Source organism: Phorcysia thermohydrogeniphila, from assembly GCF_004339575.1.
Taxonomy (GTDB): Bacteria; Aquificota; Aquificia; order Desulfurobacteriales; family Desulfurobacteriaceae; genus Phorcysia; species Phorcysia thermohydrogeniphila.
This window is the reverse complement of record NZ_SMFV01000004.1, coordinates 64,463-90,622: the sequence shown is the minus strand read 5'-3', so window position 1 is coordinate 90,622 and position 26,160 is coordinate 64,463. Positions and strand designations below refer to the sequence as shown.

At 46.6% G+C, this 26,160-nt stretch carries 32 protein-coding genes; 31 read left to right on the top strand and 1 reads right to left on the bottom strand.

Going from position 1 to position 26,160, the window contains the following annotated elements; all coding sequences use genetic code 11:
• Positions 1-9 precede the first annotated feature (9 nt).
• From CLV27_RS06095 to CLV27_RS06025, 16 genes are all read left to right on the top strand, one after another.
• A complete protein-coding gene (locus CLV27_RS06095) occupies positions 10-519 on the top strand; it encodes a 4Fe-4S dicluster domain-containing protein (protein WP_132526880.1) in 510 nt (169 codons plus the stop codon).
• Positions 520-522: 3 nt separating this feature from the next.
• Positions 523-1,005, top strand: a complete 483-nt coding sequence (locus CLV27_RS06090) for an NADH-quinone oxidoreductase subunit J family protein (protein ID WP_132526878.1) — start codon at positions 523-525, stop codon at positions 1,003-1,005.
• Positions 1,005-1,313, top strand: a complete 309-nt coding sequence (nuoK, locus tag CLV27_RS06085) for an NADH-quinone oxidoreductase subunit NuoK (protein ID WP_132526876.1) — start codon at positions 1,005-1,007, stop codon at positions 1,311-1,313. Before CLV27_RS06090 ends, nuoK begins: the two co-directional genes overlap by 1 nt.
• Before the next feature lies 1 nt (position 1,314).
• Positions 1,315-3,141, top strand: coding sequence for an NADH-quinone oxidoreductase subunit 5 family protein (locus CLV27_RS06080; protein ID WP_132526874.1), 1,827 nt, complete (start codon positions 1,315-1,317; stop codon positions 3,139-3,141).
• A 9-nt stretch (positions 3,142-3,150) separates the two neighbouring features.
• A complete protein-coding gene (locus tag CLV27_RS06075) occupies positions 3,151-4,602 on the top strand; it encodes a complex I subunit 4 family protein (protein WP_132526872.1) in 1,452 nt (483 codons plus the stop codon).
• A 10-nt stretch (positions 4,603-4,612) separates the two neighbouring features.
• Positions 4,613-6,028, top strand: a complete 1,416-nt coding sequence (locus CLV27_RS06070) for an NADH-quinone oxidoreductase subunit N (protein ID WP_132526870.1) — start codon at positions 4,613-4,615, stop codon at positions 6,026-6,028.
• Between the two features lie 114 nt (positions 6,029-6,142).
• The gene (locus CLV27_RS06065) at positions 6,143-6,733 is read left to right on the top strand and encodes an OB-fold nucleic acid binding domain-containing protein (RefSeq protein ID WP_243644905.1); all 591 of its coding nucleotides are present in this window, start codon (positions 6,143-6,145) and stop codon (positions 6,731-6,733) included.
• Positions 6,734-6,846: 113 nt separating this feature from the next.
• The gene (locus tag CLV27_RS08575; RefSeq protein ID WP_243644903.1) at positions 6,847-7,008 is read left to right on the top strand and encodes a hypothetical protein; all 162 of its coding nucleotides are present in this window, start codon (positions 6,847-6,849) and stop codon (positions 7,006-7,008) included.
• A 17-nt stretch (positions 7,009-7,025) separates the two neighbouring features.
• Positions 7,026-8,060, top strand: coding sequence for a phosphoribosylformylglycinamidine cyclo-ligase (gene purM, locus CLV27_RS06060; RefSeq protein WP_132526868.1), 1,035 nt, complete (start codon positions 7,026-7,028; stop codon positions 8,058-8,060).
• Positions 8,057-8,707 (top strand): phosphoribosylglycinamide formyltransferase, encoded by a 651-nt coding sequence (gene purN, locus CLV27_RS06055; RefSeq protein WP_132526866.1) that lies wholly within the window; start codon positions 8,057-8,059, stop codon positions 8,705-8,707. The genes purM and purN overlap by 4 nt, the downstream gene beginning before the upstream one ends.
• Positions 8,707-9,909, top strand: coding sequence for a M16 family metallopeptidase (locus CLV27_RS06050; protein ID WP_132526864.1), 1,203 nt, complete (start codon positions 8,707-8,709; stop codon positions 9,907-9,909). The genes purN and CLV27_RS06050 overlap by 1 nt, the downstream gene beginning before the upstream one ends.
• Complete coding sequence (locus tag CLV27_RS06045) at positions 9,902-10,402, top strand: 2-thiouracil desulfurase family protein (RefSeq protein WP_132526862.1); 501 nt, start codon at positions 9,902-9,904, stop codon at positions 10,400-10,402. Before CLV27_RS06050 ends, CLV27_RS06045 begins: the two co-directional genes overlap by 8 nt.
• A complete protein-coding gene (locus tag CLV27_RS06040) occupies positions 10,395-11,471 on the top strand; it encodes an NAD(P)H-dependent flavin oxidoreductase (protein WP_132526860.1) in 1,077 nt (358 codons plus the stop codon). Before CLV27_RS06045 ends, CLV27_RS06040 begins: the two co-directional genes overlap by 8 nt.
• Positions 11,468-12,181 (top strand): tol-pal system protein YbgF, encoded by a 714-nt coding sequence (ybgF, locus tag CLV27_RS06035; protein WP_132526858.1) that lies wholly within the window; start codon positions 11,468-11,470, stop codon positions 12,179-12,181. The genes CLV27_RS06040 and ybgF overlap by 4 nt, the downstream gene beginning before the upstream one ends.
• 1 nt (position 12,182) lies before the next feature.
• Positions 12,183-12,566, top strand: a complete 384-nt coding sequence (locus CLV27_RS06030; RefSeq protein ID WP_132526856.1) for a hypothetical protein — start codon at positions 12,183-12,185, stop codon at positions 12,564-12,566.
• Positions 12,567-13,664 (top strand): inositol-3-phosphate synthase, encoded by a 1,098-nt coding sequence (locus CLV27_RS06025; RefSeq protein WP_132526854.1) that lies wholly within the window; start codon positions 12,567-12,569, stop codon positions 13,662-13,664.
• Between the two features lie 38 nt (positions 13,665-13,702).
• Here the strand turns inward: CLV27_RS06025 and panD are convergent, their stop codons facing one another.
• On the bottom strand, positions 13,703-14,080 hold the full coding sequence (gene panD / locus CLV27_RS06020; RefSeq protein WP_132526852.1) for an aspartate 1-decarboxylase: 378 nt from the start codon (positions 14,078-14,080) through the stop codon (positions 13,703-13,705).
• A gap of 86 nt (positions 14,081-14,166) precedes the next feature.
• Here panD and amrB point away from each other — a divergent pair, with 86 nt between their 5' ends.
• Genes amrB through flgA form a run of 15 tightly spaced genes read left to right on the top strand, consistent with a single transcriptional unit; the run spans position 14,167 to position 26,152 of the window.
• Complete coding sequence (gene amrB, locus CLV27_RS06015; RefSeq protein ID WP_132526850.1) at positions 14,167-14,970, top strand: AmmeMemoRadiSam system protein B; 804 nt, start codon at positions 14,167-14,169, stop codon at positions 14,968-14,970.
• A gap of 44 nt (positions 14,971-15,014) precedes the next feature.
• Positions 15,015-15,287: an ArsR/SmtB family transcription factor gene (locus CLV27_RS06010; protein ID WP_132526848.1), complete on the top strand. Its 273-nt coding sequence runs from the start codon at positions 15,015-15,017 to the stop codon at positions 15,285-15,287.
• Entirely contained in the window at positions 15,288-15,617 is a 330-nt protein-coding gene (gene trxA / locus CLV27_RS06005; RefSeq protein WP_132526846.1) for a thioredoxin, read from the top strand. It begins immediately after the preceding gene.
• Positions 15,618-16,544 carry a thioredoxin-disulfide reductase gene (trxB, locus tag CLV27_RS06000; protein WP_132526844.1) on the top strand — a complete coding sequence of 309 codons (927 nt, stop codon included), beginning with the start codon at positions 15,618-15,620 and terminating at the stop codon, positions 16,542-16,544.
• Between the two features lies 1 nt (position 16,545).
• On the top strand, positions 16,546-17,097 hold the full coding sequence (locus CLV27_RS05995; protein WP_132526842.1) for a TlpA family protein disulfide reductase: 552 nt from the start codon (positions 16,546-16,548) through the stop codon (positions 17,095-17,097).
• Positions 17,098-17,108: 11 nt separating this feature from the next.
• On the top strand, positions 17,109-17,696 hold the full coding sequence (gene yihA, locus CLV27_RS05990) for a ribosome biogenesis GTP-binding protein YihA/YsxC (RefSeq protein ID WP_132526840.1): 588 nt from the start codon (positions 17,109-17,111) through the stop codon (positions 17,694-17,696).
• A 1-nt stretch (position 17,697) separates the two neighbouring features.
• Positions 17,698-19,260, top strand: a complete 1,563-nt coding sequence (locus CLV27_RS05985; protein ID WP_132526838.1) for a DNA repair protein RecN — start codon at positions 17,698-17,700, stop codon at positions 19,258-19,260.
• Entirely contained in the window at positions 19,260-20,630 is a 1,371-nt protein-coding gene (locus CLV27_RS05980) for an ArsB/NhaD family transporter (RefSeq protein ID WP_132526836.1), read from the top strand. The genes CLV27_RS05985 and CLV27_RS05980 overlap by 1 nt, the downstream gene beginning before the upstream one ends.
• 10 nt (positions 20,631-20,640) lie before the next feature.
• Positions 20,641-21,147: a YqhA family protein gene (locus CLV27_RS05975; RefSeq protein ID WP_132526834.1), complete on the top strand. Its 507-nt coding sequence runs from the start codon at positions 20,641-20,643 to the stop codon at positions 21,145-21,147.
• 16 nt (positions 21,148-21,163) lie between these two features.
• Positions 21,164-22,213 (top strand): flagellar motor switch protein FliG, encoded by a 1,050-nt coding sequence (gene fliG, locus CLV27_RS05970; protein WP_132526832.1) that lies wholly within the window; start codon positions 21,164-21,166, stop codon positions 22,211-22,213.
• 21 nt (positions 22,214-22,234) lie between these two features.
• The gene (gene fliM, locus CLV27_RS05965; protein WP_132526829.1) at positions 22,235-23,269 is read left to right on the top strand and encodes a flagellar motor switch protein FliM; all 1,035 of its coding nucleotides are present in this window, start codon (positions 22,235-22,237) and stop codon (positions 23,267-23,269) included.
• Positions 23,190-23,690 carry a flagellar motor switch protein FliN gene (gene fliN / locus CLV27_RS05960; RefSeq protein ID WP_165863696.1) on the top strand — a complete coding sequence of 167 codons (501 nt, stop codon included), beginning with the start codon at positions 23,190-23,192 and terminating at the stop codon, positions 23,688-23,690. The genes fliM and fliN overlap by 80 nt, the downstream gene beginning before the upstream one ends.
• A gap of 4 nt (positions 23,691-23,694) precedes the next feature.
• A complete protein-coding gene (gene flgF, locus CLV27_RS05955) occupies positions 23,695-24,411 on the top strand; it encodes a flagellar basal-body rod protein FlgF (RefSeq protein WP_132526827.1) in 717 nt (238 codons plus the stop codon).
• Between the two features lie 15 nt (positions 24,412-24,426).
• Positions 24,427-25,227, top strand: coding sequence for a flagellar basal-body rod protein FlgG (gene flgG / locus CLV27_RS05950; protein WP_132526825.1), 801 nt, complete (start codon positions 24,427-24,429; stop codon positions 25,225-25,227).
• Positions 25,228-25,240: 13 nt separating this feature from the next.
• Complete coding sequence (gene flgA / locus CLV27_RS05945) at positions 25,241-26,152, top strand: flagellar basal body P-ring formation chaperone FlgA (RefSeq protein ID WP_243644901.1); 912 nt, start codon at positions 25,241-25,243, stop codon at positions 26,150-26,152.
• Positions 26,153-26,160 lie beyond the last annotated feature (8 nt).

Genomic DNA, 26,160 nt, shown 5'->3' with positions numbered 1-26,160 from the left:
GAGAAGAGTATGGAGCTGAAGGATATCCTCGGAATACCGCTTGAGGCTACAAAAAAGGTTATAAGGGTTTCAAAGGCCATTTTCGCCCCAAAGGCTACGGAAATTTGGTGGGACAAAGGGATAAGGAGGGAGCTCCACTACCGCGGAAAGCACGTAATAAAAGCGGACATCTGTATTGGCTGTGGGATGTGCTCTCGTTCGTGTCCCGTTAACTGCATAGAGATGGTTCCAACTGGAGTTAAGAAGCCAAGGGCTGTCCCGAGGGTTAGGGCTAACGAGTGTATGTTCTGTGGCTTCTGCGAGGATGCTTGTCCTACGAAGCCTGAGAAGGCGATAAAACTCACGGACCACTACAGTATGATAGTTGCGCCCGGAACGTGGGAGAACCTTACCCAGTTCATTTTTGAACCGGAGAACCTGCAGGAAGCAATAGAAAAGGCAAAGAAGATGGAAGAGTTAATAGAGAAGAAAAAACAGGAAGCTTTAAAGAAAAAGCAGGCAGAGAAAAAGGAGAAATAAGCCATGAGCGGTAACGTTTACTTCTGGATTATATACGCAATAATCGTGGCGTCGGCGATACTTGCTTTGGAAGTATCATCACTCCTTTGGGCAGCAATTTCTTTCGTGGTTCTCCTGTCTGAAATTGCTCTCGTTTACTTTGGGCTTGGGATGCCCGTTTTAGGGGGCGTTCAGCTTGCCATTTACGCTGGAGGAGTAACCATTCTGGTTCTCTTCGCAATTATGATGATAGGCGAGAGTTACCAAAAACCTTCTGGAAAGGCCGTAGTTGCCATTTTGGTGAGCGTCTTCTTGACCGTCTTTGGAACGTTCCTCTCCTTTTTAAGCGCTGTGGACACCCTTCCCTACAAGGTTTACTCAACGGAAAAGCTCGGAACGGTCTTTGTTGAGAAATATTCCTTCTTCACCATAGTTCTCGGCTTTATCGTTGCTGCGATTCTTTACATGGCAAACGCCATTATCACGAAGAAGAGGGAGGCTAAGTAATGCTACTTGCCGCTGACGTTCATGCTTACCTTTTTCTCTCCTTCTCGCTCTTTGCAGTTGGGGTCTACGGTCTCTTGTCAAGAAGGTCTGTAATCAGGATGCTCTTTTCCATAGAGATGATTATCAATGCAGCCAACTTAAACTTCGTTGTTTTCTCTGCCCAGAGGAACGTTGACGGAGAGATTTTCTCCTTCTTCACCATAGGTCTTGCAGCTTTAGAGGCCGCCGTAGGCCTTGCGATAGTTATCGTCTTCTACAAGCGCTTTGGTGAGGTAATTCCTTCAAAAATCAAGAACCTGAGGTGGTAGGATGGAGAAACTCGTCTACTTGACTATAGCTGTATTCTTTGTCGGGAGTATCCTCTCCTTCCTTGTAGGGAAGTTTACAAGTAGGTGGAACTCCTTTTGGGTTGCGGTAATTACGGGAGCTCTCGGTTTTGGTCTTACGTCTTACGTGGCCTTAAACCTTGGTGAAAGGCCTTTAGTCCACGAGTTTGAGTGGTTTAGGTTCGGAAGCTTTTCCGTTCCCTTAGGTATTTACGTTGACCACCTTGCCATCGTTATGGCGATAATTGCTACTGGCATAGGCCTTTTGGATATTGTTTTCTCTAAGGGTTACATGGAAGAGGACGAGTCTCCTCACAGGTACTACTTTGAGAAGCTCTTCTTCATCGGCTCAATGGTAGGCCTTGTCTTTGTTAGCAACTTGGTGGGGCTTTACATCTTCTGGGAAGGTGTTGGTCTTTGCTCCTACCTCTTGATTGGTTACTGGTACTGGAAGAAGAGTGCTGCCGAGGCAGCCCTTAAAGCCTTCGTTATGACGAGGTTCGGCGACGTCTTTATGCTGGCCGGAATCATCGTTGCCTACGTCGTTCTCGGAACGATTAACTTTCAGGAACTCAACGCCCTTGCAGTTGCAGGGGCTTTCAGCGTAAAGCTGGGGCTCTTAATCTCCATACTCATATTCATAGGTGCTATCGGAAAGTCCGCCCAGTTTCCTCTCTTCCCGTGGCTGCTTGACGCTATGGAAGGTCCTACGACGGTTTCAGCTCTAATTCACGCTGCTACTATGGTTAATGCCGGTATTTACTTGGTAGCAAGGATGTTCCCATTCTTTGACTACTCACAGGCGCTCATAGTTGTTGCCTTCGTTGGAGCTCTATCTGCCTTCATCGCCGCTACCGGTGCTTTGGCCCATACAGAGATAAAGAAGGTCTTAGCGTTCTCCACGATGGAGCACCTTGCCCTCATGTTTGTAGGTCTTGGAGTTGGTTCTGCCGCTGCAGGAATCTTCCACCTTATGAACCATGCAATCTTTAAAGCCCTCCTCTTCCTTGCTGCAGGTGCGGTAATTCACATGACCCACCATACGAAAGATGCCTTTAAGCTCGGTGGACTCAAAAAATACATGCCTCAAACGGCACTTCTCTTCTTGGTTGGTGTCCTTGCCCTTTCTGGAATTCCGCCCCTTAACGGTTTCTTCAGTAAGGACTGGATTCTGGCAGAAACTTTCCACTTTAATCCTGTAATCTTTGGCCTTACCTTCGTGGCTGGTGTTCTTGCAATTTTCTACGGCTTTAGACTGTGGTTTGTAATCTTTACGGGAGAGCCTTCTGAGGCTTCAAAGCACGCTAAGGAAGCCTACCCGGTAATGCTCGTTCCCCTTTACGTCTTGGCCGCATTTACTTTCATAACGGCCTTCTTTAAAGAAGACATTGTTCACTTCCTCTTTGGGGAGGTTCACGAGCCCTTCTACGCTAACCTCTTGGTCGCCACACTTACCGTTATGTTCTTCCTCTTTATGCTTGCCTACCTGATTTACTACAAGAGGAGCCTTGGGACTTCTAAGCTCCTTGCCCATCCTATGGGTGAGGCTGTAAACGTCTTCCTCTATAAGGGTTGGCTAGTGGACGATGCCATCAAGTGGGTCTGCAGGAAGGTCTTCTACGGTTCTATAGCCAAGGCTGTAGAGTGGGTTGACACAAACGTTGTTGACGGAGCTGTAAACGGAGTTGCTTCTTTATCCCTTTACCTGTGGGATAAGTGTAGAAAGATTCAGACTGGAGACCTTGTCAACTACCTAACTTACTTCGCTCTTGGCGTTATAGCTATTTCTCTGATTATTCTCTTTGTGTAGGAGGAGTGGATGGTCCTTCTTAGCATGATACTCGTTCCGGTCTTAGCAGCTCCTTTTGCCTACATTGGGGAAAGGATCAATAGGAACATCCCTAAGTATCTATCACTTGCAGTAGCTATCTTCTTAGCTCTGTGCACCGTCTACCTTCTCGTAAACAGGCCGGAAAGCGGTTTCGGCTTTGAAGAGTTTTACGCGATTTACCCTCCATTTGACTTTAACCTCCACTTAGCGGTTGACGGGATATCCATTACGCTCCTTGCCATTACTGCTTTCTTGGCAATTACGGTTACTCTGTCCTCTTGGAACGTAGAGAAGCCGGGAGCTTTCTTTGCTTTAGTTCTTGTCTTTTTAGGGCCTATGGTTGGAGTTTTTGCTTCCTTAAACCTCCTGTGGTTCTTTATCTTCTGGGAGTTTACCTTAGTTCCAATGTTCTTCCACATAGGTATATGGGGTGCTGAAAATAGAATTTACGCGGCGATGAAGTTCTTCATCTACACCCACCTTGCGAGTGTCTTCCTGCTCCTTGGAATCATCGTTCTATACTTGAATACCCACTCCTTTGAGTTTGTTGAGCTTCTTAAAAAGAGTGCAGCCCTTGACCCAAGCGTTGTCAAGCTTATCTGGATTCTGATGTTTATCGGCTTTGCAGTCAAAATGCCCGTTGTTCCGTTCCATACGTGGCTTCCCGATGCCCACGTTCAAGCTCCTTCCCCCATTTCTGTATTCCTTGCAGGACTTCTCCTTAAGATGGGTGCTTACGGTCTCCTCAGGTGGGAGATTTTTCTCTTTCCACAGGCTACTAAGTTCTTTGCTCCTCTTATGGCAGTTATTGCGATTCTTACCATATTCTACGCCGGTTTTAGGGCGTTGGCCGAGGACCACATAAAGAGGATGGTCGCCTACTCAAGTATCAACCACATGGGCTTTGTTCTCCTTGGACTTTCTGCCCTGACAGCAGCTGGAATTTCTTCTGCCCTCTACGAGATGGTGGGACACGCCCTCATTATTTCCATCCTCTTTATGATTGCCGGTTACATTCACCACAAGACCCATACTTGGTACATCTCTGAGCTTGGCGGTCTAATGAAGAAGATTCCGGGACTCATGACGATGTTCGTAATTGGGGTTCTCGCCGCCGTTGGACTTCCGGGAACGGCAGGATTTGTTGGAGAGCTTACCGTTATGCTTGCCGCCTTTGACTACTACGGCTGGGTAATGATTATCGTTCCCTTGGCAAGTGCTCTCTCTGCTGGGTTCTTCATGTGGATGCTCCAGAGGGCTGTCTTTGGGCCCTTAAGGGAGTCTTTTAAGGAGCTCAAGAGCCTTAAGGAACTCCCCTTCGTTGAAAACCTTGCCCTTGCTATGTACATTGCGGCTTTCATCTTCGTAGGTATTGTTCCTTCTGTCGTCTTTAATCTCTACAACGGAAGCGTTGATATCTTTGCTCAACTCTTTAAGTAGGGGGTAGCAAGTGAACGTCAACTTCCTTGCAGCCATAATGATTTTGGCTCTTACGGGCGCTTTCTTGCCTGTCATTAACAGAATCTTCAGGATATCTGGAATTCTCGGTGCAATTATCGCAAGTGCAGGCTACGTTCTCTCTGGCTTTTTAGTCCTCCTTTCAGAGAAGGGAGGAACGATTCTTTCCAACTTCTTCGTTAGCGATGGTGTAACGCAGCTTTTAGGGCTGCTCATACTTGTGGCATCATGGATGACTATGTTGGTTGTTTACTGGGTTACAGAGAAAGATAAGTTCGTCAACGAACTTATAGGAGCTCTTCTTATATCGACGGCAGGAGCTCTACTCCTTATCTCTGCTACGAACTTTGTTTCCCTCGTTATTGCTATGGAACTCATGACGATGCCTACCTACCTTATGGTTCTCTTTGCCTTTGACGAGAGGTCAATAGAGGCAGGCGTTAAGTACTTCTTTAACGGAGCTCTTGCCATAGGTACGATGCTTTTCGGTATTTCCCTCCTCTATGCCGTTACCGGCAGTTTTGAGTTTAAAGTTCTTGCGAAGGAACTCTTTAAAGACCCCCTCGTTCTCCTTGGAGCAGTTTTGATATTTGCAGGCTTTGCCTTTAAGATAACTGCCTTCCCCTTCCACTTCTGGGGACCGGACGTTTATGAGGGAACGTGCCCCGGAGTTGCAGCCCTCTTAACTGGAATAACCAAGAGTGCAGCCTTTATAGCTCTAATGAGGGTAATTTATGAGGCCCTCCCTGCAGTTTCTGAAAACTTTACCTTTATCCTCGCTCTCCTTGCAGCCATTACGATGACTGTTGGAAACCTCCTTGCCCTTGCCCAGAAGAAGGTCTCCCGTATCCTTGCCTATTCCTCTGTGGCTCACGCCGGCTATACGCTCATAGCTTTTGCTGCCCTTTCAGTTCCTTTAAGCGTTACAGGTATCCTCTACCACTCTGCCGCCTACGTTTTCATGAAAACTGCGGCCTTCCTCTGTTTTGCCGTTTTCCTCTTCGTCTGGGGTGCAAAGACGATGGACGACTACAAAGGACTTGGAAGGAGGGAGCCGGTTTTAGCTGTCCTCTTCCTGATATTCCTTCTTTCCCTTGCAGGCGTTCCACCTATGGCCGGCTTTATCAGTAAGGTTTTCGTATTTGCTGCCGCTGTTGATGCAGGGATGACGTGGCTTGCCCTTGTTGGACTTATAAATAGTGCCTTTTCTGTTGCCTACTACATATGGATTGCAAAACAGATGTTCCTTGAAGAGCCGACACTTGAAAGGCCCGTAAACGCTCCTTCAAATAAAAAGTTCATAGTAGTTCCCTTAGCCGTTATGGCGGCTTTCTTGATAGTTCTTGGAATCTGGCTTGGGCCCGTGGTGAACGTTTCACACCTCTTTGCTTTACAGGTTGGATTCTAAAGGAGGGTTTAGAGCTCCCTGCAGTGTAGTCAAGCGGTATGTTAAAGGCGTTGAAATAGAAGAAGGAAAGTTCTATAATCAGCCGCAAGGACTTAAGAAGAAGGAGAAAAGAGCGTGGACATACTGAGCAGGGAGCTCCACGCGCTTCCCATCGGCGCTCCTTTTGAAGGTTACTTTGTAATTGAACACGTAGAGATAAAAAAACACAGGACAGGAGAACCTTTTTTAAGGTTAGTTCTCTCAGATAGGACGGGAGCTTTTTCGGCTCTTTGGTGGAAACCTCCGAAAGAAGCCGACCTTGCGGTTTTCAAGAAAGGAGACGTGGTCTTTGTTTCCGGCTCCGTTGAATACTTTCAGGGAAATCTTCAGCCTAAGCTTAAGGAAATAAGGTTGGCCTCTCAAGGAGAATTTGACCCTAAGAAATTCTTGAGCGAGAGCCGATTTTCAATAGATGACCAGTTCGTTAAGCTCCTTGAGGTAATAGACAGCGTAAGCAACCCTTTTTTAAAGAAGCTCCTTGAGGAGTTCTTCTACGACGATGATTTTGTAGAGAAGTTTTTGAGAGCTCCCGCCGGCAAGACCGTTCACCACGCCTGTATCGGTGGTCTTCTGGAGCACACCTTAGGCGTCGTGGAAATCTGTGAAACTGTTGCAAAAAGGTTTAAAAGCATAGACAGAGATTTACTCGTAAGTGCCGCAAGATAGAGAAAATAAAGGACTTCCCAAAGGATTTAAAGGTAAAGCTTCTCCACTGTCTACTTGCCCATCACGGGGAGTACGAGCACGGTTCGCCTAAGAGGCCGAAAACTCTTGAAGCGGTGGCACTTGCCTATGCAGACGCTTTAGATTCAAGGGTAAAAGGTTTTGAAGAGCACATAGAGAGGGAGCTTGGAGAGAGTAAAGGTTGGACGAGGAGACACTTTGCCTTTGATGTTCCGATATACTTTGATGGAGAGTTTGGCTACGGCTCGGAAGACTGAAACTCTGGGAGTGGAGTATGGAGGAGAGGAAGCTTACTTACAAGGACGCTGGCGTTGACATAGAGGCTGGCGAGAGGCTCGTTGAGAGGATAAAGCCCTTTGCAGCAAAGACCTTTGACGGTAACGTCCTTGCCGGAATAGGAGGTTTTGGAGCTGGCTACCTTATTCCAAAGGGCTATAAGGAGCCCGTCCTCGTTTCTGGAACTGACGGTGTTGGAACGAAGCTGAAAGTAGCCCAGATGGCCGGCGTTCACGATACAGTTGGAATAGACCTTGTTGCCATGTGCGTTAACGACATCCTTACAGTTGGGGCAAGACCTCTCTTCTTCCTTGACTACTTTGCCACGGGAAAGCTCTCTGTTGACGTTGCTGCGGATGTTATTAAGGGAATAGCAAAGGGGTGCGAGATAGCAGGCTGTGCCCTTATAGGCGGTGAGACGGCTGAGATGCCGGACTTTTACCCGGAAGGTGAGTACGACCTTGCCGGTTTTGTCGTAGGTATTGTTGAGAGGGAAAAGTACATAACTGGAGAAAAGATACAGCCGGGAGATGTTGTTTTAGGACTTGCCTCCTCCGGTATTCACAGTAACGGATACTCTTTGGTGAGGAAGCTCTTCTTTGAAGTCTTGGGGCTTAAGGTTGATGATTACGTTGAAGAGCTTGGCGGGAAAGTTTATGAAGTTTTGTTAACTCCGACGAGGATTTACGTAAAGTCGGTTCTTAAGCTCCTTGAGGAAGTAGAGGTTAAAGGGATTGCCCACATTACCGGTGGTGGAATACCGGGTAACTTGGTTAGGATCCTACCCAAAAACGTTGACGCCGTGATTGATAAGAGCTCTTGGGAAATCCTTCCTATTTTCAACTTTATCCATTCAAAAGGAAACGTTCCAGAGGATGAAATGTTCAGAACATTTAACATGGGAATAGGTCTCTGTTTAGTTGTTTCTCCTGAGGATGTGGAAAGGGCTGAAACTATCCTCTCAGAGAGCGGTGAAAAGGTTTATAGAATAGGAAGGATAACAGAAGGAAAGGGGAGAGTAGTTATTGAATGAAGCGGATTGCCGTTTTAGCGTCTGGAAGAGGAAGCAACTTTGAAGCTATTGCGAGAGCTGTTTTATCTGGAAAAATAAACGCTGAAGTTGCTGTCTTAATTGTTGACAGGAAAAACATAGGAGCTATTGAAAGGGCAGAGAAGCTCGGAATAAATTGGGTCTTTGTAGACCCAAATGGTTTCCCAAGTCGCGAGGAGTACGACTCAAGGATTGTTGCCATACTTAAGTACTTAGGAGTTGATTTAGTCTGTCTTGCCGGCTACAAGAAAATCGTTTCAGCCCCCTTTGTTGATGCCTTTCCGGGCAGGATTATGAACATCCACCCCACTCTTTTACCCTCTTTTCCCGGCCTAAAGCCTCACGAAAAGGTTTTAAAGTACGGAGTTAACGTATCGGGGGCTACAGTTCACTTTGTTGATAAGGGGGTTGATACAGGTCCCATTATTGTTCAGGTTGCAGTTCCCGTTTCTCCGGACGATACGCCTGAGACCCTTTCAGAGAGAATCCTAAGGTACGAGCACAGGATATACCCTCAGGCCGTTAAGTGGTTTGTTGACGGGCGGATAGAGCTCTCTGGCAGAAAGGTAATCGTTAAGGGTGCAGATTACTCCTCACTACCAGTAGTTCCGGCTCTAGAGGACTTCTGATGGAGCTGATCAAACTTCGTAACGGTATAAAGGTTCTGCTAAACCCTGTTGACGGCTTTGAAATAGTTGCATGCAACGTTTTTATCCCAAGAGGTTCTTCTTTTGACAGAAAGCCCGGAATTACTACGCTGTCTTTTAAAACGGCCTTTAAGAGAAGTTCTCTACGCTCTCCTTTAGAGTTTTCAAAACTTCAGGAGCGTTTTGGGACTCCTTTTGTTCCAGAAGTTTCAGTTGACTACTCCTTAGTAAGGTTTCAGGTCGTTCCAGAAGGGGTAGTTGAGTTCTTCAGGTTGTTTAAAGAGGTAGTGGAAAACCCAGATTTCTCTGCCGAGAGCTTCAAGGTTGAAAAGGAATCTCTCTTAGCCGCTATTCGCTCTAAGATAGAAAACTCCTTTTCGCTTGCCTACGAGAAGATAGTTAAGATGACTTACTGTGGAACATCTTACGAGAATATGCCCTACGGTAGCGAAGAAAGCGTTTCCTCAACCTCTCTGGAGGAAGCTGAAAGCTGGTTTAGGGGTTCCATTTTCCCTGAAGGAACTGTCTTTTCAATCTGTGGGAAGCTCCACTCCCTTGAGGAGATACTTCCTCTACTGGAAGGTTTAGAAACCTTCCCGGGAGATTTAAAAAGACCTACTACTGGGATTCGGGAAACCAAAAAAGAGGTTGTAAAGAGGAAAGGCTCTGCCCAGAGCTTTCTTATGGTTGCTGTTGAGGCGCCGGCAGTTAACGAGGGAGGTTACGTTGAATTTCGCCTTCTGAATACACTGATTGGGGAAGGGATAGGTTCAGTTCTTTTTCAGGAGCTCCGCGAAAAAAGAGGATTTGCCTACTCAACAGGTTCTATTTATCCTACCCGCCTTGGAAAAAGTAGACTTTTCCTTTATATAGGAACTTCTCCAGAAAAGGAAAAAGATGTTGAGAAGGCGCTTTTGGAGCTCCTTAGAAACCTTCCGGACTTTGTAACTCCTGAGAGCGTTAGTAGGGCGAAGCGCTACCTCAGAGGAGGCTTTGAGCTGGACCACGAGACGAGGAGTAAGAAGTCTTGGTATGCAGGTTTCTGGGAAGTTATGGGGAAAGGTTACTCCTACGATTCTTCCTTTATTGAGATGATTGAAGGAATTAGCGTAGAGAGGCTAAGGGAAATTGCAGAAGATGTTGCCTTAAGACCTTTCCACGAGGTAGTTGTTAAGGATGAGTAAACTTATTCTCGTTAGTGCTTGTCTTGTTGGCTTTAACTGTAAGTATAACGGAGGTAACAACAGGTCTGAACTTATCGTTGAGGCCTTTCGTAGAGGTTTTGTAGTTCCTGTTTGTCCTGAACAGCTCGGCGGACTTCCAACTCCGAGGTCTCCTGCCAAGATAAAGGGTGGTGACGGTAAGGACGTTCTCTCTGGGAAGGGAAAAGTTTTAACAGTTGATGGTTCTTTTAAAGACGTGACGGAGAACTTCTTAAGGGGGGCTTATGAGACCCTTAAGGCGGCGGAGCTCCTTGGTGATAGACTTGTAGCGTGTATACTTAAGGAAAAAAGTCCTTCCTGTGGAGTGAAGAAAATCTACGAGTTTGATACAGATAACTTGAAAGAGGGAATGGGGGTAACTGCAGCCCTTCTCTCAGAAAAAGGTTTTAAAATTATCAGTTCAGAAGATACTGAAATCATAAAAAAAATTCTTATAAGGAGTTTAAATGAGTAGGTTGCCGAGGCTTAGAATCAAGGACTTAGAACCCAAGTATCCAATCATTCAGGGAGGGATGGGTGCGAAGGTATCCCTCCATAAGTTAGCAGCAGCCGTTGCCAATGCCGGCGGAATTGGGGTTATCTCTGCAGTTCTCCTTCACGAAAAGGACAGGAGCAAGCCGAAGAAGACCACCTGTAAAGGAATTGACGTTGAGAGCGTTGGCCTAAAACCCTACCACTACGCTTGGGAGCTGGCTGAAGAGATAAGGAAGGCCAAAGAACTTGCTCCTAACGGAATAATCGGCGTGAACATTATGTACGCCCTTACCCACTTCTACGAGCTCTTAATGACGGCGATAGATGCCGGGGCTGACCTGATTATTCAGGGAGCAGGTTTTGGCAAGGACGTCTTTAAGATATGCAACACCTTTGACGTTCCCCTTGTTGAGATTGTAGCCACTCCAAAGGGGGCAAAGCTCTCTGAAAGGCTTGGCGCTGCTGCTGTGATTGTTGAGAGCGGTGATGCCGGTGGACACTTGGGAACGATGGATAGCTTGTGGGATATCCTTCCAGATATTGTGAAGGCTGTAAACATTCCCGTAATAGCCGCCGGCGGTATCTTTGACGGAAAGGACATGGCAAGGGCCTTTGAGATGGGAGCAAGTGGGGTTCAGATAGCAACCCGCTTTATTGCGACTTATGAGTGTGATGCAGCTCAGGAGTTTAAGGACTATATAATAAAGGCAAAGCCGGAGGACTCTATTTACATAAAGAGTCCGGTCGGCATGCCGGCTCATGCCGTTAGGAATCCTTTTACCGAGAGGCTTGAAAAGGAGGGAAAAATTCCTCACTCCTGCCCTTATAAGTGCCTTAAAACGTGTCCGGGGCCGGATTCCATCTACTGCATAGCCGACGTTCTCCTTAAGTCGGTGGAAGGAGACGTGGTTGAAGGCCTCGTTTTCTCCGGTAGCAACGTCGGTAGGGTAAACAGGATGTATCACGTTGACGAGCTTATGAGGGAGCTCGTTGAGGAGTGTGAAGAGGAGCTTGAGAGGAAGGGACTAAATTTTGGGGGTGAGCAATGAGAAGGTTGATTCTTGTTCCTATAGCACTCTCTTTCCTTTTTGGGTGTGCACAGACTCAGGGACCGGTTAACGCCGATTTCTCACAGATTAAAAAAGAGCTTGAAGCCCTTAAGGTCAAGGTGGACTCTCAAGGAGAGAAACTTTCCCTCTTAGAGGAGAGGCTCTCAAAAGTTGAAGACAAAAGCGCAGGTAACGAGCAACAGATTTTTGAGCTTAAAAAGAAAGTAGAGGAAATAGACAAAACCCTTTCTGCCGTTACGGTTCCCATTACTTCTGTTAAACCTCCCTCCGTGGAGGGCAAGGAGGGAGAGAAACCCCAGCCAGTTGTTCAGCTTAGCGCCAGAGACCTTTACAGGCAGGCCTTCAACGCTATGGAGGCCGGTGACCTTGAGAAAGCAAAGTCCCTCTTTGAGCAGCTCGTCCAGCAGTATCCTGAGAGCTCCCTTGCTGACAATGCACTCTACTGGATAGGTGAGATTTACTACTCCCACAACGATTACGAGACTGCCGTAAACTACTTTAAGCAGGTTATTGAGAAGTACCCCAACGAGAACAAAGTTCCTGCTGCGATGCTTAAGCTTGGCCTCTGCTACAAGGGAATGGGAGATGTGGAGAAGGCGAAAGAGGCCTTCCGTAAGGTGATTGAGATGTATCCCGGAACTCCTGAGGCTGGGATAGCGAAAGTTAAACTTATGGAACTGGAGAGGTAGGATGATAATTGATGAGAAGGCTATAAAAGGGCTCGCCTTTAGGGCTGCTGACCTTTGGCTCAACTTAGAACTTTCAAGACATCGTCCCGACAGCAACTATGAACAGGTTACGAGTTTCCTTAAACAGCGCTTTAAGGCAGAAGAATTAAACCCGTTGCTCTTGACTTTGGGACTTCTTGAAATGGCCCTTATAGAGGATGCTCTAAAGAACAAGCAGTACCTCTCTGAGGAGGAAAGGGAGAAAATCATTCAGGACGTAGTTGAGAGCCTTGCGAATAACTTTCCTAAGGTCGTTGAGGAGATGGAAAAGATACTCTCTGATTTAGATAGTAAAATAAAGGAGTTCAAACTCCTTGCAGGTAAGTACAGAATGGGAGGAGAGTAAATGTCAGAAAAAGTAAAGGTGGCCATAGTTGGGGTGGGAAACTGTGCAAGTTCCCTGATTCAGGGAATTTATTACTACCGTAATAAAAGTGAAGAAGAGATATCTGGTCTTATGCACTACGACATAGGTGGTTACAAGCCTTGGGACATAGAAGTTGTTGCTGCCTTTGACATAGATGTTAGAAAGGTAGGGAAGGACGTTAGTAAGGCAATATTTGAAAAGCCCAACTGCACGACGGTTTTCTGTCCAGATGTCCCTGAGATGGGTGTTGAGGTCCAGATGGGACCTATAATGGACGGCTTTGCTGAGCACATGAAGGATTACCCAGAAGACCAGCGTTTCGTTCCTGCCGATAAGGAGCCGGTAGACGTTGTTAAGGTTTTGAAGGAGAGTGGTGCGGAGGTTGTAATAAACTACCTGCCGGTTGGTTCAGAGGAAGCTACGAGGTTTTACGCCCAGTGTGCCCTTGAGGCTGGCTGTGCCTTTGTAAACTGTATTCCTGTTTTTATAGCCTCTGATGAAGAATGGGCAAAGAAGTTCAGGGAAAAAGGACTTCCTATAGTTGGTGATGACATAAAGTCTCAGGTTGGAGCGACAATTACCCATAGAGTTCTTGCTACCTTAATGAGCGACAGGGGAGTTAGGATAGATAGAACCTACCAGCTCAACTTTGGCGGTAACACCGACTTCCTCAACATGCTGGAAAGGAAGAGATTAAAGACCAAGAAGGTTTCTAAGACGGAAGCTGTAAGGTCTCTCCTCCCCTACCCTATTGAGAGCGATAACATCCACATAGGTCCAAGCGATTACGTTCCGTGGCTCAAGGACAACAAGATTGCCTACATAAGGCTTGAGGGAAGGCTCTTCGGTGATGTCCCTATGTACATAGAGCTCAAGCTGTCCGTTGAGGACTCTCCGAACAGCGCTGGCTCAGCAATTGACGCAATAAGGTGCGCTAAATTAGCCCTTGATAGGGGTATTGCCGGCCCCCTCTACTCAATTTCTGCTTACACTATGAAACATCCACCAGTTCAGTACCCTGACTGGAAGGCAAAGGAGCTGGTGGATAAGTTTATAAAGGGAGAGGTAGAGAGGTAGTTTCCCCTCCGCTAAGGAGGGCTTTTCCTTCTCTTAACTTACGTAAGTCCGCCGGAACCTCTGCTTACTTTTACTGGTCTGTTTTTCTCGTCAACTAAAACAACAATGGGCTGGAAGTCCTCTATCTCCTCTTCCTCAAGTTCACAGTAGCTTACAATAATTACGAGGTCTCCTTTCTGTACCTTCCTTGCGGCAGCTCCGTTTAAGCATATTTCCCCACTTCCCGGTTCTCCCGGTATTACGTAGGTTGAGAAGCGCTCTCCGTTGGTTATGTTGTATATGTCAACCTTTTCGTAGGGCAGGATGTCTGCGAGCTTTAGGAGTTCGCTGTCTATGGTTATGCTACCTTCGTAGTGAAGGTCGGCTCCCGTTACCGTTGCCCTGTGTATCTTGGACTTGAACATGAACCTTCTCATTCCTTTCCACCTCGCTGGAAAGTTTACGGCCTTAAATATATCCATTAAATTGAGAGAGTGTGATAAGTGCTTGAGAGGAGGGAGAGATGGTAAGGTATCCGGCAGTTGCTGGCCAGTTCTATCCGGGGACGGCGAAGGAGCTCCGCCTCTACCTTGACTCTTACTGCAGGTCTGACCTTCCAAGAGTAAAAGCTAAGGCGGTAATTGTTCCCCACGCAGGCTACGTGTACTCTGGTAAAGTTGCTGGAGAGACTTATAGCAGGGTTGAGATACCAGGGAAGAACGTCATTTTAGGGCCAAACCATACAGGCTTGGGAAAGCCGGCCTCTGTTTTTCCTGAAGGGGTCTGGCTAACACCCTTTGGAGAAGTTCCCGTTGACGAGGGGGTCGTTGAGAGGCTAATCTCCCACTACCCCTACGAAGCGGACACGACTGCCCACATCTACGAGCACTCCTTAGAAGTTCAAGTTCCGTTTTTACAGCACTGCTCCCGTTACAGGAGCGACCTGAAGATAGTTCCTGTAGTTTTTCAGCATATATCCTACTCCGACTGTGCTGTGGCTGGCGAGGTTCTTGCAGAGGCAATAAAGGACGAAGATGCCCTCATAGTTGTGAGTACAGACTTCTCCCACTACGTTTCTCAGTCTGAGGCTGAAAAGTACGACTCCTACGCTATAGACGCGATACTCAACTTAGACCCTGAGGAGCTCTACAGGAGAGTTCTGACCTACAACATCTCTATGTGCGGTGTTATCCCTGCAACTGTTGGACTCATTGCTGCGAAGTTACTCGGTGCAGAAAGCGCAGAGCTCGTTATGTATAGAACATCCGGAGATGTAACCGGGGACTACGCACAGGTTGTGGGTTATGCCGGGATAATCGTATATTAACTATGATAGAATTTCATGAAAATTATTTAGAAGGGGAGGTTCGTTTGAGCGATTGCGAGAGAATTGCGGAAGTTTTGAAAGCCCTTGGCCATCCGACCCGCGTGAAGATTATCAAGTTCTTGGCCGATGGGGAAAAGTGCGTTAAGGAGATATGGCAGGAGCTCGGTATCCCGCAGCCGACAGTTTCTCAGCATATAAATATTCTCAAGAGTGCGGGAATTATCTCTTTCAGGAAAGACGGCGTTAAAACCTGTTACAGAGTAGAAGAGCCGAAGGCTGTTGAGATAATCAAACTACTTTCAGAGGAGGGTGACTAAATGGCTCAGGAAATTAGGACCATTGAAGAGTTTGAAAGGGAAGTTCTCTCTTCCGACGTTCCCGTACTTGTAGACTTTTGGGCTCCGTGGTGCGGTCCATGTAGGATGCTTGCTCCAACTATTGACGAGCTGGCTGAGCAGTATGCCGGAAAGATAAAGGTGTTTAAGGTTAACACCGATGAGCTCCCGATGCTCGCAATGCAGTACGGTATCAGGGGTATTCCTACAGTAATGCTCTTTGTAAACGGGGACGTTGCCGACGTTAAGGTCGGTCTTCAGCCTAAGGCAGTCTTTGAAGCGATGATAGAAAGGGTTCTCGGGGAGCAGTAAATGAAGGTTTGGGATGTTGTTATAGTCGGTGCCGGCCCTGCCGGGCTGGCGGCCGGCATTTACGCCGGTCGCTCTCGGCTGAAGACGCTTATACTTGACCAGATGATGCCCGGAGGACAGCTCCTCATTACAGAGCGGATTGAGAACTACCCGGGTTTCTTTGAGGGGATTACGGGCTTTGAGCTCTCAGAGAAGATGAGACAGCACGCTGAGAAGTTCGGAGCCGTCTTTGAGAACGGCCAGCTTGTAAGCACCGTTGACGTTGAAGGAGACCTCTTTGTAGTAAGGACAGAGTCGGGAGAGATTAAAGGGAAAACCCTTATATGGGCAGCAGGCTCTACTCCTAGGAAACTTAACGTTCCCGGTGAGGCAGAGTTTACAGGTAGGGGAGTTTCTTACTGTGCCGTCTGTGATGGAGCTTTCTTTAGGGATAGAACCGTTGCCGTTGTTGGCGGTGGGGATTCAGCCCTTGAGGAGGCCCTATACTTAACGAAGTTTGCCAGCAAGGTGTACCTTATCCATAGAAGGGATAAGTTCAGGGCTGTCAGGATTATTCAGGATAGGGTTTTAAAGAATGACAAGATAGAGCCGGTTCTGAATAAAGTTGTGGTTTCAATAAACGGAACTCAGTTCGTAGAGTCCCTTACTCTTAGGGATACAGAGACCGGAGAGCTCTCAGAGCTCCCAGTTGACGGCGTTTTTATCTTCATAGGCAACGAGCCCAACACTTCTGCCGTTGCCCACCTTGTAGATACAACAGAGGATGGTTTTATCATTACTGACGATGAAATGAGAACTAAAACGCCGGGACTTTTTGCTGCCGGCGACGTTAGGCATAAGTCTTTAAGACAGGTCGTTACTGCTGCTGCAGATGGAGCAATTGCTGCAATGTCTGCCACAAAATACCTTGAGGAGAAGGAAGGTTAAAATGAGGAAGCTCTTGGTGGCCTTTCTTGCCCTTTCGGTAGCTACCTTTGTCGGTTGTGGAAAAGAGGAGACAAAGGTTGAAAAGGCTCAGGAAGAAGTTAGGAAAAATGAGGAAGGCGTTAAGGCCTACGATTTTGAGCTAACGGACGTTAACGGCAAGAAGGTTAAGCTCTCTGACTTTAAAGGAAAGGTGGTCATAGTTCAGTTCTTCGGAACTTACTGCCCTCCCTGCAGGATGGAGATGCCCGTCCTTGAAAAGCTCTACAAAGACTACGGCGGTAAGGTGGTGGTCTTAGGTATTTCCGTTGACTACATGGGAGAGGACCCTTCAAAGCTAAAGCCTTTTGTCAAGCAGATGGGAGTAACCTACCCCGTCCTTGTTTCCGACGAGAGGACTTGGCAGGAGTACGCTGCAAGGATTACCGGTCTTGATTCCATCCCCCAGACTTACATTATTGATAAGGAAGGTTTTGTAAGGTACTACGAAGTTGGTTATATGCCCTCCTACGAGTCCCTCTTTAGGAAAGCTGTTGAAGAGCTCCTGAGAGAGTAACGGCAGCCGAGATGGTAAAGATAAAGAAAGTAAGGCTCTACAAGACCGTTTACGTTCCCGAGGAACTTCCCCGGACCCCTTACAGGGAGGTAGCTTTCGTAGGAAGGTCAAACGTCGGGAAGTCTTCTCTCCTTAATACCCTTGCTAACAACTTTAAGCTGGCAAGGGTAAGCTCTGAGCCGGGAAAGACCCGCTCTGTTAACTTCTTCCTCGTTAACGAGAGGTTCTTCCTCGTTGACCTTCCCGGTTACGGCTTTGCAAAAGTTCCCCTTAAAGAGCAGAAGAGGTGGAGAGAGCTTATAGAGACCTACCTAAAGGGAAGGGATACCCTTAAGGGGGTATTCCTCCTTGTAGATTCCCGTATCGGGCCAACAGAAAAAGACCTTCAGATGAAGGACTGGCTTGACTTTTACGGAATCCCTTACGTCGTTGTAGCTACGAAGGTGGACAAGCTCAGGACTTCTGAGAGGCAGAAGCTTGAGAAGAAGATACAGGAGGGTTTGGGAGACAAGAACATAAAAATAGTGCCTTTTTCCGCAAAGACGAGGGAAGGAAGGGTGGAACTTTTAAAGGAGATAGAGAGGCTCTTAGAGTCCTGAAATGATAGAAGAACTGAGGCTCTACAAATTTGGCTTGATATCTGCAGAGCTCTCCTTCTCTCCCGGCTTTAACGTCATCATCGGAGAAACGGGCGCCGGTAAATCCCTTCTCCTTAGTTCAATAGATTTCCTAAAAGGGGCAAAGAGTGATGTAGTTTCTGAGGGCTCCTTTGTAGAGGCGGTTTTCTCTTTTGAGGATGAGGAGGTATTCGTAAGGAGAGAAATAAAAGGGGGACGTTCCCGCTACTTCTTAAACGGCATGAGAGTCCCCCAGAAGCTTGTTGAGGAGAAGGTAGCGAGGTTTCTCATATTTCAGTCCCAGAGGCAGTCTATAGAGCTCCTAAAACCTTCCTACCAGATTGAGGTTCTTGATAGAGTTTCTGGGGTTAGCTCCCTCCTTGAAAGCTATAAGGAGCTCTACCACGCCTACAGGGAAAAGCAAAAAGAACTTGAATCCCTTAAAGCTGATGCAGCGGAAAAAGAAAGGGAGATAGATATCCTGAAGTTTCAGATAGAGGAGATTGAGTCTGCTAATTTACGGGAAGGAGAGGAGGAGGAGCTCTTAGAGCTCAAGAAAGTAGTCTCGCAAGCAGAGAAGGTTAAATCCCTCAGGGAGCTTGTTCGCTTTAACCTTTACGATGGAGAAGGAGCTGCCCTTGAGAAGATAGGTGAGGTTCTCTCTTCCCTTGAAGAGCTTGAAATGTTTTCTGACCTTGTTAAACGGCTAAGCAACCTCTACTATGAGCTTGAGGCCGTCTACTTTGAGCTTGAGAAAAGACTTGAAGTTCCAGATGAGGATATCTCCTTAGAAGCAATAGAGGATAGGCTCTACGAGATTGAGAGGATAAAGAGAAAGTACGGTGGAAGCTTAGAGAAAGTAAAGGAGTTCTTGGAGCGCTCAAAGGAAAGGCTTGAAGTTCTTGAAAACCTTGACTTTGAACTTGAGAAAAAGGAAAAGGAGCTGGAGGAACTAAGAAGGGAACTTCAGGAGATTTCAGCGAAAATTTCAGCCAAAAGGAAGGCGGGAGCGAAAGAGCTTAAAGCGGTACTCATTGACTCCTTTAGAGAGCTTAAAATGGAGTCTGCCCGCTTTGAGGTTTTATTAGAGGAACTCCCAGATTTTACGCCTAAAGGGAAGGACAGAGTTACCTTTCTCTTCTCCGGAAACCCAAAACTTTCCCTTTCCCCGCTATCTGATTCTATTTCCGGTGGAGAGCTCTCTAGGTTTCTTCTCTCTGTGCTTGCCCTTTTCTCTTTCCCGGAAGTCACTATGGTTTTTGATGAGATTGATGCGGGTATGTCCGGGAAGGTCCTTACAAAGGTTGCAGGGAAGTTAAGGGATATTGCTAAAAGTCAGCAAGTTATTGCTGTAACGCATTCTCCTCAGGTAGTTGCCGCAGCAGATAGGGTCTTTAAGGTGGAGAAGTCTCCAAGCGGTAGCGTTACCGTTAGAGTCCTTGACGAGGAAGAGAAGAAAAAAGAAATTGCTATAATGATTTCTGGAGATGTAAGTGAGGGTAGCCTTAGAGCTGCCGATGAGTTGATAAAGAAGTGGGAGGAGTGATGGGTCACGGAATGGGTAGTCATGAAACGGTTGGAGGACTAATTCAGGCCTTTAACCTCCACCTTACAAAAGCAGAGCTGGCGGAGCTCTCCGTTCTTCTTTTTGTAGCAACCTACGCAATGATACTCCTTGAAAAGTTCTTCCACAGGACGATTGCAGCCCTTGTTGGAGCTTCCTTAGTTCTGGTTATCGGCGTCATTACACCGGAGAAAGCATGGGAAGCGATAGACCAGAATACCATACTCCTACTCTTTGGAATGATGAACATCGTTACGGTTATGGGTAAAAGTGGCTTTTTCCATATAGTTGCTGCAAAAGCTGTAAAGCTAACGAAGGGTTCACCTACGAGAGTTCTGTGGGTTTTCTCCCTCCTAACGGCTGTTTTCTCTGCATTCCTTGATAACGTTACGACGGTTCTCTTTATGGCCCCTGTAATGATAAACATAGCTGAAAGACTTAAGCTTAACCCGATTCCCTACCTTATAGCTATTGTCCTTGCATCAAACACGGGAGGTACTGCAACGCTTATCGGTGACCCGCCGAACATCATCATTGGTAGCATTGCAGGAAAGACCTTTAACGACTTCCTGATAGAAGTAGCACCTTACGCCATTATTGCCTTCATTCTGGGACTTATCGTTATGCACATGATGATGGCTAAGGGAGGCTTCTTAGAGGCAAAAGCTACCGAAGAGGAGCTCAGGGAAGTCCTTTCTGGTAAGGTTGACGAGTCGCTCATTGACAGAAAACTTATGAAAAAGTCTGTAGGCATTTTTCTCATTACAATCGTTCTCTTTGTTGTTGGCCACAACTTGGGACTTGAGCCGGGGGTAATCGCACTCTTAATGGCTACTATCTTAGCCTTTATCAGCGGTCTTTCTCCTGCTTGGATACTTGAGAAGGTTGAGTGGACTACACTTATATTCTTCATGGGACTCTTTATGGTCGTTGGAGCCCTTGAGGTTAACGGCGTCTTTGAAACGGCTGCCAACTGGCTCATCCAAGAAATTGGGAACAATATCCACGCAGGAATTCTAATCGTTGGCTTTACTTCAGCGATAATTTCCGGTTTTGTTGACAACATACCCTTTACAATGTCTATGGCCTACGTCCTAAAGGGTATGGAAGCCCAAATGGGAAGCATTATGGATCCCCTCTGGTGGTCCCTTTCCCTTGGTGCGTGTCTTGGTGGTAACCTCACGCTTATTGGAGCTTCTGCAAACATAGTTACTGCAGACATTGCTGAAAGGAACGGTTACAAGATTGACTTCTTCAGATTCATGAAGTACGGAACACCCGTTGCCGTTGTAACTGTTGTGGTAGCCCTCCTTCTCTTCTACGTTGAACACACAATATTCGGCGGAATTTAATGGAGGTAGAATGAAGTTTCTGGAAAGGTTTTTTGAGGGTTTGCTGTGGCGTTCAAGGCTAATGGTTCTCTTTGCCGTTATTTTCTCCCTCGTTGCAGCTTTTGGGATGTTTATAGTGGCCTCTGTAGAGATATACGAACCTATTAGCCACGTATTTAAAAACTCTTTCCACCTAAGTGCTGAGGAGCACGAAAAGCTCGTGAGCTCTATTGTCGGTGCTATAGACCTTTTCCTCATAGCTACAGTTCTCATCATCTTTTCCCTCGGTCTATACGAACTCTTCATAAGCAAGATTGATGAGGCCGAGAGTGACGAGAGGTCTTCTAAAATCCTTGCTATTCACAGCCTTGACGACCTGAAGGAGAAGCTGGCGAAGGTCGTCTTAATGGTTCTCATCGTTACGTTCTTTAAGTATGCTATTCACATTAAGTATGAGACCCCTCTTGAAACACTTTACCTCGCTGTTGGAGTTTTAATGCTTGCTTTAGCCCTTTACTTTAGCCACAAGAATCACTGAGGGGAAGGAAATTTAAATGCCTGAAGAGAAGGAACAAAAAGAACAGGAGAAGCAGAGAACAGAGAGAATTACCGGTCCTCAAAAAGCGGCGATTCTGGTACTTACTTTACCCGAGGATGTTGCTGTTAACGTCATAAGGAAGCTCAAGGAGCACGAGCTTAATAAGCTTGCTAAGACGATACTTACTCTCGGGACGATAAAGAGGGATATGGTAAAGCTCGTCCTTAAAGAGGCACGGGACGAGCTGGCAGAGATGGCTCCTTTGAGAACAGCTCCTGATGAGCTCAGGAGGCTTTTTGAGAAGGCTCTCCCTCCCGAAAAGTTTAGGAAGCTCCTTGAAGAGACGATGCTTACCGAGTCCGGGAAGGTAGTCTTTGAAGAGCTCGGCAAGATGGACCCTAAGTTTATTGCGAAACTCATAGAAAAGGAACATCCTCAGATAATTGCTATTATCCTTTCCCAACTAAAGCCTATGAAGGCTGCAGAGGTTATTCAGTACCTTCCAAAGAGGCTCGGTGTAACTAACGTTAGAGAAGAGGTTGTTAAACGCCTCGCTATGCTTGAAAAGGTCTCAATGAACACCCTTAAGATACTTACAGACGCCCTTGAGGACGAGCTTGCATCTATCGGTGCAGGTAAAGAGCAGGCACTTAGCGGCGTTGACATTGCCGCTGAAATAGTTAACAACTTGCCGAAAGAACTGGCTCAGGAGCTCCTTGACGAGATACGGAAAGAGAATCCCTCCCTTGCCGATGCAATTGAAGAGAGGATGTTCAAGTTTGAAGATATCGTCAAGCTTGACAACAGGGCAATCATTGAGATACTTAAAGCAGTTGATAAGAACGACCTTCTCCTTTCCCTCAAGGGAGCTCCAGAAGAAATCCTCAACAAGTTCCTCTCCAACATGTCTAAGCGTGCTTCTCAGATGTTCCTTGAGGATTTGGAGGCCCTTGGACCTGTTAGGAAGTCTGACGTTGAAAAGGCCAGAAAGAAAGTCATTGCTATAATTAAGAAAATGGCGGAAGAAGGCAAGATAGATATTAGCGGCTCTGAAGAGATGATCTAATCCTGAAACAGCGGAGGGTCTGTGGCTGATGAATTCCTCTCTCAGGAAGAGATAGACGCTCTTCTTGGAGGTGGAGAGTCTACTAAGGAAGAGGAAAAAAAAGATGAGATAGCGCCTTTTGATTTCTCCCAAGTAGAGCACCTTAAAAAGGGTGGCGTCCCGGGACTTGAGCTTCTCTTTGAGCGGTGGGTTAAGGTCTATAGGGAGGAGATAAGGCGCCTCGTTCCTCAGGTCGGAATGATAACTAAGGAATCCGTCTACATAACCCGTTTTAACAACTTCATGATAAAGATACCTATGCCGGCAAGCTACAGCATCGTTTCTATGAAGCCCTTTAAGGATAACTTTCTTTTTATCCTTGATTCTCGCCTTGTGTTTGTTGTTATTAGCGTTATGTTTGGGGGACCTGCCCAGCCCTTTAAGATAGAGGGTAGGGAGTTTACAAAGCTTGAAACGAGAATAATTGACGACCTTGTGAGAGTTACTCTCACCACCTTTGAAAAGGTGTGGCAGGACGTTTATCCTGTACAGCTTGAGCTCCGCTCTATAGAGCTAAACCCTGCCCTTGCCCGGATAGTCTCTGGTAACGAAAAAGTTATAGTTGTTGAGTCCACTATGGACATAGACGGCTATGAAGCTCCTTTCTTTTTCTGCTTTCCTCAGGGAATGTTCATGCCGATAAAGGAGCTCATCTTCTCTGAGTCACTTTTTGCAGAGAAGGACCCTGTATGGGAGAATCACCTGCGGAAGAAGCTTCTTAAGACGGAGGTTCGCCTCTCCCTTGAGGTAGCGAGGAAGCAGTTTACGCTTAGGGAAATTTTGGAGTGGAAGTTAGGGGACAGCTTCGTTTTAGATGTGTCTAAGGGAGACCTCCTGAAACTCTACGTTGAGGAGAGTCCCAAGTTTTATGCTAAACTTGGTAAAGTAAGAGATAAGTATGCTGCAAAGGTTGTTGACTTCATAAACGGGGAAGGAGATGGCAGAGGAGGAAAAGCAGCAGAATCAGGAGGAGAAGAGCCAAGAGGAACTGGCAAAGGAGTGGGAGGAAGCTCTTAAGGCACAGCAGGAGCTCCAGCAGCAACAGCAGGAGGGTTCTGAAGGTTCTTCTTCAGAAGAGGATATAATGAGCGCTTGGGAGGAGGCGCTTAAAGAGCAAAAAGAGAAGCAGGCTTCTTCTGAGGAGAGTCCTGAAGAGGGCGATGAAAGCTGTGGAGAAGAAAAGTTTGAGCTACTTAAGGATATTCCACTTGAAGTTACAATAGAGGTAGGGAGTACCAGCCTTCCTTTAGAGGAGGTTCTTAAGCTTCACCCAAACAGCATCGTAGAACTTGACCGCTACATTCACGAGCCGGTTGATATAAAAGTAAACGGTAGGCTCATTGCAAAGGGAGAGCTCTACACTGTCAAGGATAGTTACGGTATAAAGATTACACAAATAATAACGCCAGAGGAGCGGTTAAAACTCTTAGAGGAATGAAGGCATGGCACTAACGCTTCAGACCCTCTACGTCTTGGCCGCTGGCGGCGAGAGGGCTATTGAACAGCTTGACGTTACTGCTAATAACATTGCCAATGTTAACACTCCCGGTTTTAAGAGAATCCTTGAAGAGGAGATGTCCCAGCACATACCAAACAATAAAGGAGATGCCTATAACCTCCTCGTTTTTCCCCGATTTAAGGCAACTCACGTGTTATTAGAGCAAGGGTCTCTTAAGGAAACTGGGAATCCTTTGGACCTTGCGATTAAGGGAGAAGGATTCTTTGCCGTAAGAACGAAGGCTGGGGAGCTCTACACCCGCAACGGCCACTTCTTCATAGATGCCGACGGCAGACTGGTTGATAGTAAGGGTAATCCGGTTCTTGACATAGCGGACGGTGAGATATTCTTAGATGGAACAAAACCAGTGACTATAACGAAGGACGGCGTTGTCTATCAGGGAAACGAGAAGGTAGCTGTCCTGAAAATCGTTGCTTTTGACTCGGTTTCGCCTGTTGGGAATTCCTACTATAAAGGCAGTGGGGAACCTCAACCGACGGAAGCGGAAGTTCTTCAAGGTTACTTAGAAATGTCAAACGTAGACCCTGTTAAGGAGATGGTTGAGCTTATAAACGCTCAAAGGCGTTTTGAGATGTACGGAAACCTTATAAGAGGTCTTGACCAGCTAAATCAGAGGAGCAATGAGATAGGCAAAGTGTAACGGCTGGAGGGAAAAATGCTTAGAGCTCTGTGGACGTCTGCTTCTGGAATGGAAGCTCAGCAGACCAACTTAGACGTTATCTCTCACAACATTGCCAACGTTAACACGGTTGGTTTTAAACGTTCAAGGGCAAACTTTGAGGACCTTATCTACCAAGACATAAGAGACCCCGGGGTTATGAGCTCTGAGGAGAACAGAGTGCCTTCGGGAATTCAGATAGGTCTTGGAGTGAAGGTTTCTGACGTTAGCAAGATATTCACTCAAGGTAGCCTTATAAAGACGGACAAGCCTCTGGACATTGCCATTCAGGGAGCTGGATTTTTCAAGATAGAGCTCCCCGGAGGTGGCGAGGCCTACACGAGAGCTGGAAACTTCCAGCTTGATAACGAAGGCTACATAGTAACCCCTGAAGGGTATAGACTTTCCCCGAACATCCAAATTTCTGCACCAGAAACGGTTGTAAGCATCTCAATAAGTCCCAACGGGAAGGTTTACGTAGTTAGGAATACCGGTGGCCAACAGGTTACGGAGGAGGCGGGGACTATAAAACTCTACCGATTTATAAACCCTGCAGGTCTTAAGGCTATCGGCGGTAACCTGCTCGTCCAGACTGAGGCTTCAGGAGAGCCGATAGAAGGAGACCCAAATACCGACGGCTTTGGAAAGTTGGCTCAAGGTTTCTTAGAAGCGTCAAACGTTAACATTGTGGAGGAGATGGTTAACCTTATTGTTGCCCAAAGGGCTTATGAGATTAACTCTAAAGGAATAACTACGGCGGATGAAATGCTTAGAACGGTTGCTTCCCTTAAGTCTTAACCTCTTCCTGTTTGTGCTTTTGCTTTTTCAAGTTGCCTTTGCAGCTGAGGTCGTTCTAAAGAATGATGTTAAGGTTTCAGGGGAGAAGGTTTTCCTTAAGGACGTAGCCGATATCAGGGGAGCTCCGGCCGAAGTTCAGCTCCTCTCAGATATCTTTATAACCTCCTCCCCACCTCCCTGCCGGGAAAGAACGCTGAGTAAAAAGCGGGTAGCCGAGCGTATCGTTCGCTTCTTAGAAGAAAACGGAATTTCCTTCAAGGAGATAAGAGTTACAGGCCCTTCTCTTATAAGGATGACTCGCCCTTGCGTGAGGCTTGATAGGGAAAGAGTAAAAGCGGCTGTTGTTGAGTTCTTCAACAAGAACTATCCTGACTACGTGGTCCTTTCTGTTTCTGCCCCTTCTGTTGCTATTCCCTACGAACACTTTGAAGAGAGGATATCTCTTGACTCCTTAGGGGATAGGTACGCCAGAGTGAAGTATGAAATCTTAGTAAAGGGCGTTCCGATTAGAAAGTTTTGGATTCCCGTAAGGATTGACAAAAAAGTGGAAGTTGTTGTTGCCGCTCGCGATATTCCTAAGGGAAAGGTTATTTCTCCTTCTGACCTTAAAAAAGAAAAACTTCCTTCTTTAAAGGTGAGGAGGGGAGCTCTTACTTTTGAAAGCGTTATCGGTAAGGTTGCTAAAAGGGACATAAGGGCTGGGGAGGTTATAAAGGGTAGGGACTTAGAGCCGAACTTCGTTGTTAAAAAGGGCAAACCGGTAAAGCTCATTTACGAGTCAGGGGGGATTCATGTAGAGCTCTTGGCCGTTGCTCTGGAAAACGGGGCGGTGGGGGATATAATAAAAGTGAAAAACGTTTCTACCGGAAAAGTTTTGGTATGCAAGGTTATCGGAGAAAACACAGTAAAGTTTTTACTAAAGTAGCGTTATTT

What these genes read in the sequence shown, in the direction of transcription:
- CLV27_RS06095 (WP_132526880.1), top strand. Translation starts at nt 10, where the DNA reads ATGGAGCTGAAGGATATCCTCGGAATACCGCTTGAGGCTACAAAAAAG.
- CLV27_RS06090 (WP_132526878.1), top strand. Translation starts at nt 523, where the DNA reads ATGAGCGGTAACGTTTACTTCTGGATTATATACGCAATAATCGTGGCG.
- nuoK (WP_132526876.1), top strand. Translation starts at nt 1,005, where the DNA reads ATGCTACTTGCCGCTGACGTTCATGCTTACCTTTTTCTCTCCTTCTCG.
- CLV27_RS06080 (WP_132526874.1), top strand. Translation starts at nt 1,315, where the DNA reads ATGGAGAAACTCGTCTACTTGACTATAGCTGTATTCTTTGTCGGGAGT.
- CLV27_RS06075 (WP_132526872.1), top strand. Translation starts at nt 3,151, where the DNA reads ATGGTCCTTCTTAGCATGATACTCGTTCCGGTCTTAGCAGCTCCTTTT.
- purM (WP_132526868.1), top strand. Translation starts at nt 7,026, where the DNA reads ATGGAGGAGAGGAAGCTTACTTACAAGGACGCTGGCGTTGACATAGAG.
- purN (WP_132526866.1), top strand. Translation starts at nt 8,057, where the DNA reads ATGAAGCGGATTGCCGTTTTAGCGTCTGGAAGAGGAAGCAACTTTGAA.
- CLV27_RS06050 (WP_132526864.1), top strand. Translation starts at nt 8,707, where the DNA reads ATGGAGCTGATCAAACTTCGTAACGGTATAAAGGTTCTGCTAAACCCT.
- CLV27_RS06045 (WP_132526862.1), top strand. Translation starts at nt 9,902, where the DNA reads ATGAGTAAACTTATTCTCGTTAGTGCTTGTCTTGTTGGCTTTAACTGT.
- CLV27_RS06040 (WP_132526860.1), top strand. Translation starts at nt 10,395, where the DNA reads ATGAGTAGGTTGCCGAGGCTTAGAATCAAGGACTTAGAACCCAAGTAT.
- ybgF (WP_132526858.1), top strand. Translation starts at nt 11,468, where the DNA reads ATGAGAAGGTTGATTCTTGTTCCTATAGCACTCTCTTTCCTTTTTGGG.
- CLV27_RS06030 (WP_132526856.1), top strand. Translation starts at nt 12,183, where the DNA reads ATGATAATTGATGAGAAGGCTATAAAAGGGCTCGCCTTTAGGGCTGCT.
- CLV27_RS06025 (WP_132526854.1), top strand. Translation starts at nt 12,567, where the DNA reads ATGTCAGAAAAAGTAAAGGTGGCCATAGTTGGGGTGGGAAACTGTGCA.
- panD (WP_132526852.1), bottom strand. Translation starts at nt 14,080, where the DNA reads ATGAGAAGGTTCATGTTCAAGTCCAAGATACACAGGGCAACGGTAACG.
- amrB (WP_132526850.1), top strand. Translation starts at nt 14,167, where the DNA reads ATGGTAAGGTATCCGGCAGTTGCTGGCCAGTTCTATCCGGGGACGGCG.
- trxA (WP_132526846.1), top strand. Translation starts at nt 15,288, where the DNA reads ATGGCTCAGGAAATTAGGACCATTGAAGAGTTTGAAAGGGAAGTTCTC.
- trxB (WP_132526844.1), top strand. Translation starts at nt 15,618, where the DNA reads ATGAAGGTTTGGGATGTTGTTATAGTCGGTGCCGGCCCTGCCGGGCTG.
- CLV27_RS05995 (WP_132526842.1), top strand. Translation starts at nt 16,546, where the DNA reads ATGAGGAAGCTCTTGGTGGCCTTTCTTGCCCTTTCGGTAGCTACCTTT.
- yihA (WP_132526840.1), top strand. Translation starts at nt 17,109, where the DNA reads ATGGTAAAGATAAAGAAAGTAAGGCTCTACAAGACCGTTTACGTTCCC.
- CLV27_RS05985 (WP_132526838.1), top strand. Translation starts at nt 17,698, where the DNA reads ATGATAGAAGAACTGAGGCTCTACAAATTTGGCTTGATATCTGCAGAG.
- CLV27_RS05980 (WP_132526836.1), top strand. Translation starts at nt 19,260, where the DNA reads ATGGGTCACGGAATGGGTAGTCATGAAACGGTTGGAGGACTAATTCAG.
- CLV27_RS05975 (WP_132526834.1), top strand. Translation starts at nt 20,641, where the DNA reads ATGAAGTTTCTGGAAAGGTTTTTTGAGGGTTTGCTGTGGCGTTCAAGG.
- fliG (WP_132526832.1), top strand. Translation starts at nt 21,164, where the DNA reads ATGCCTGAAGAGAAGGAACAAAAAGAACAGGAGAAGCAGAGAACAGAG.
- fliN (WP_165863696.1), top strand. Translation starts at nt 23,190, where the DNA reads ATGGCAGAGGAGGAAAAGCAGCAGAATCAGGAGGAGAAGAGCCAAGAG.
- flgF (WP_132526827.1), top strand. Translation starts at nt 23,695, where the DNA reads ATGGCACTAACGCTTCAGACCCTCTACGTCTTGGCCGCTGGCGGCGAG.
- flgG (WP_132526825.1), top strand. Translation starts at nt 24,427, where the DNA reads ATGCTTAGAGCTCTGTGGACGTCTGCTTCTGGAATGGAAGCTCAGCAG.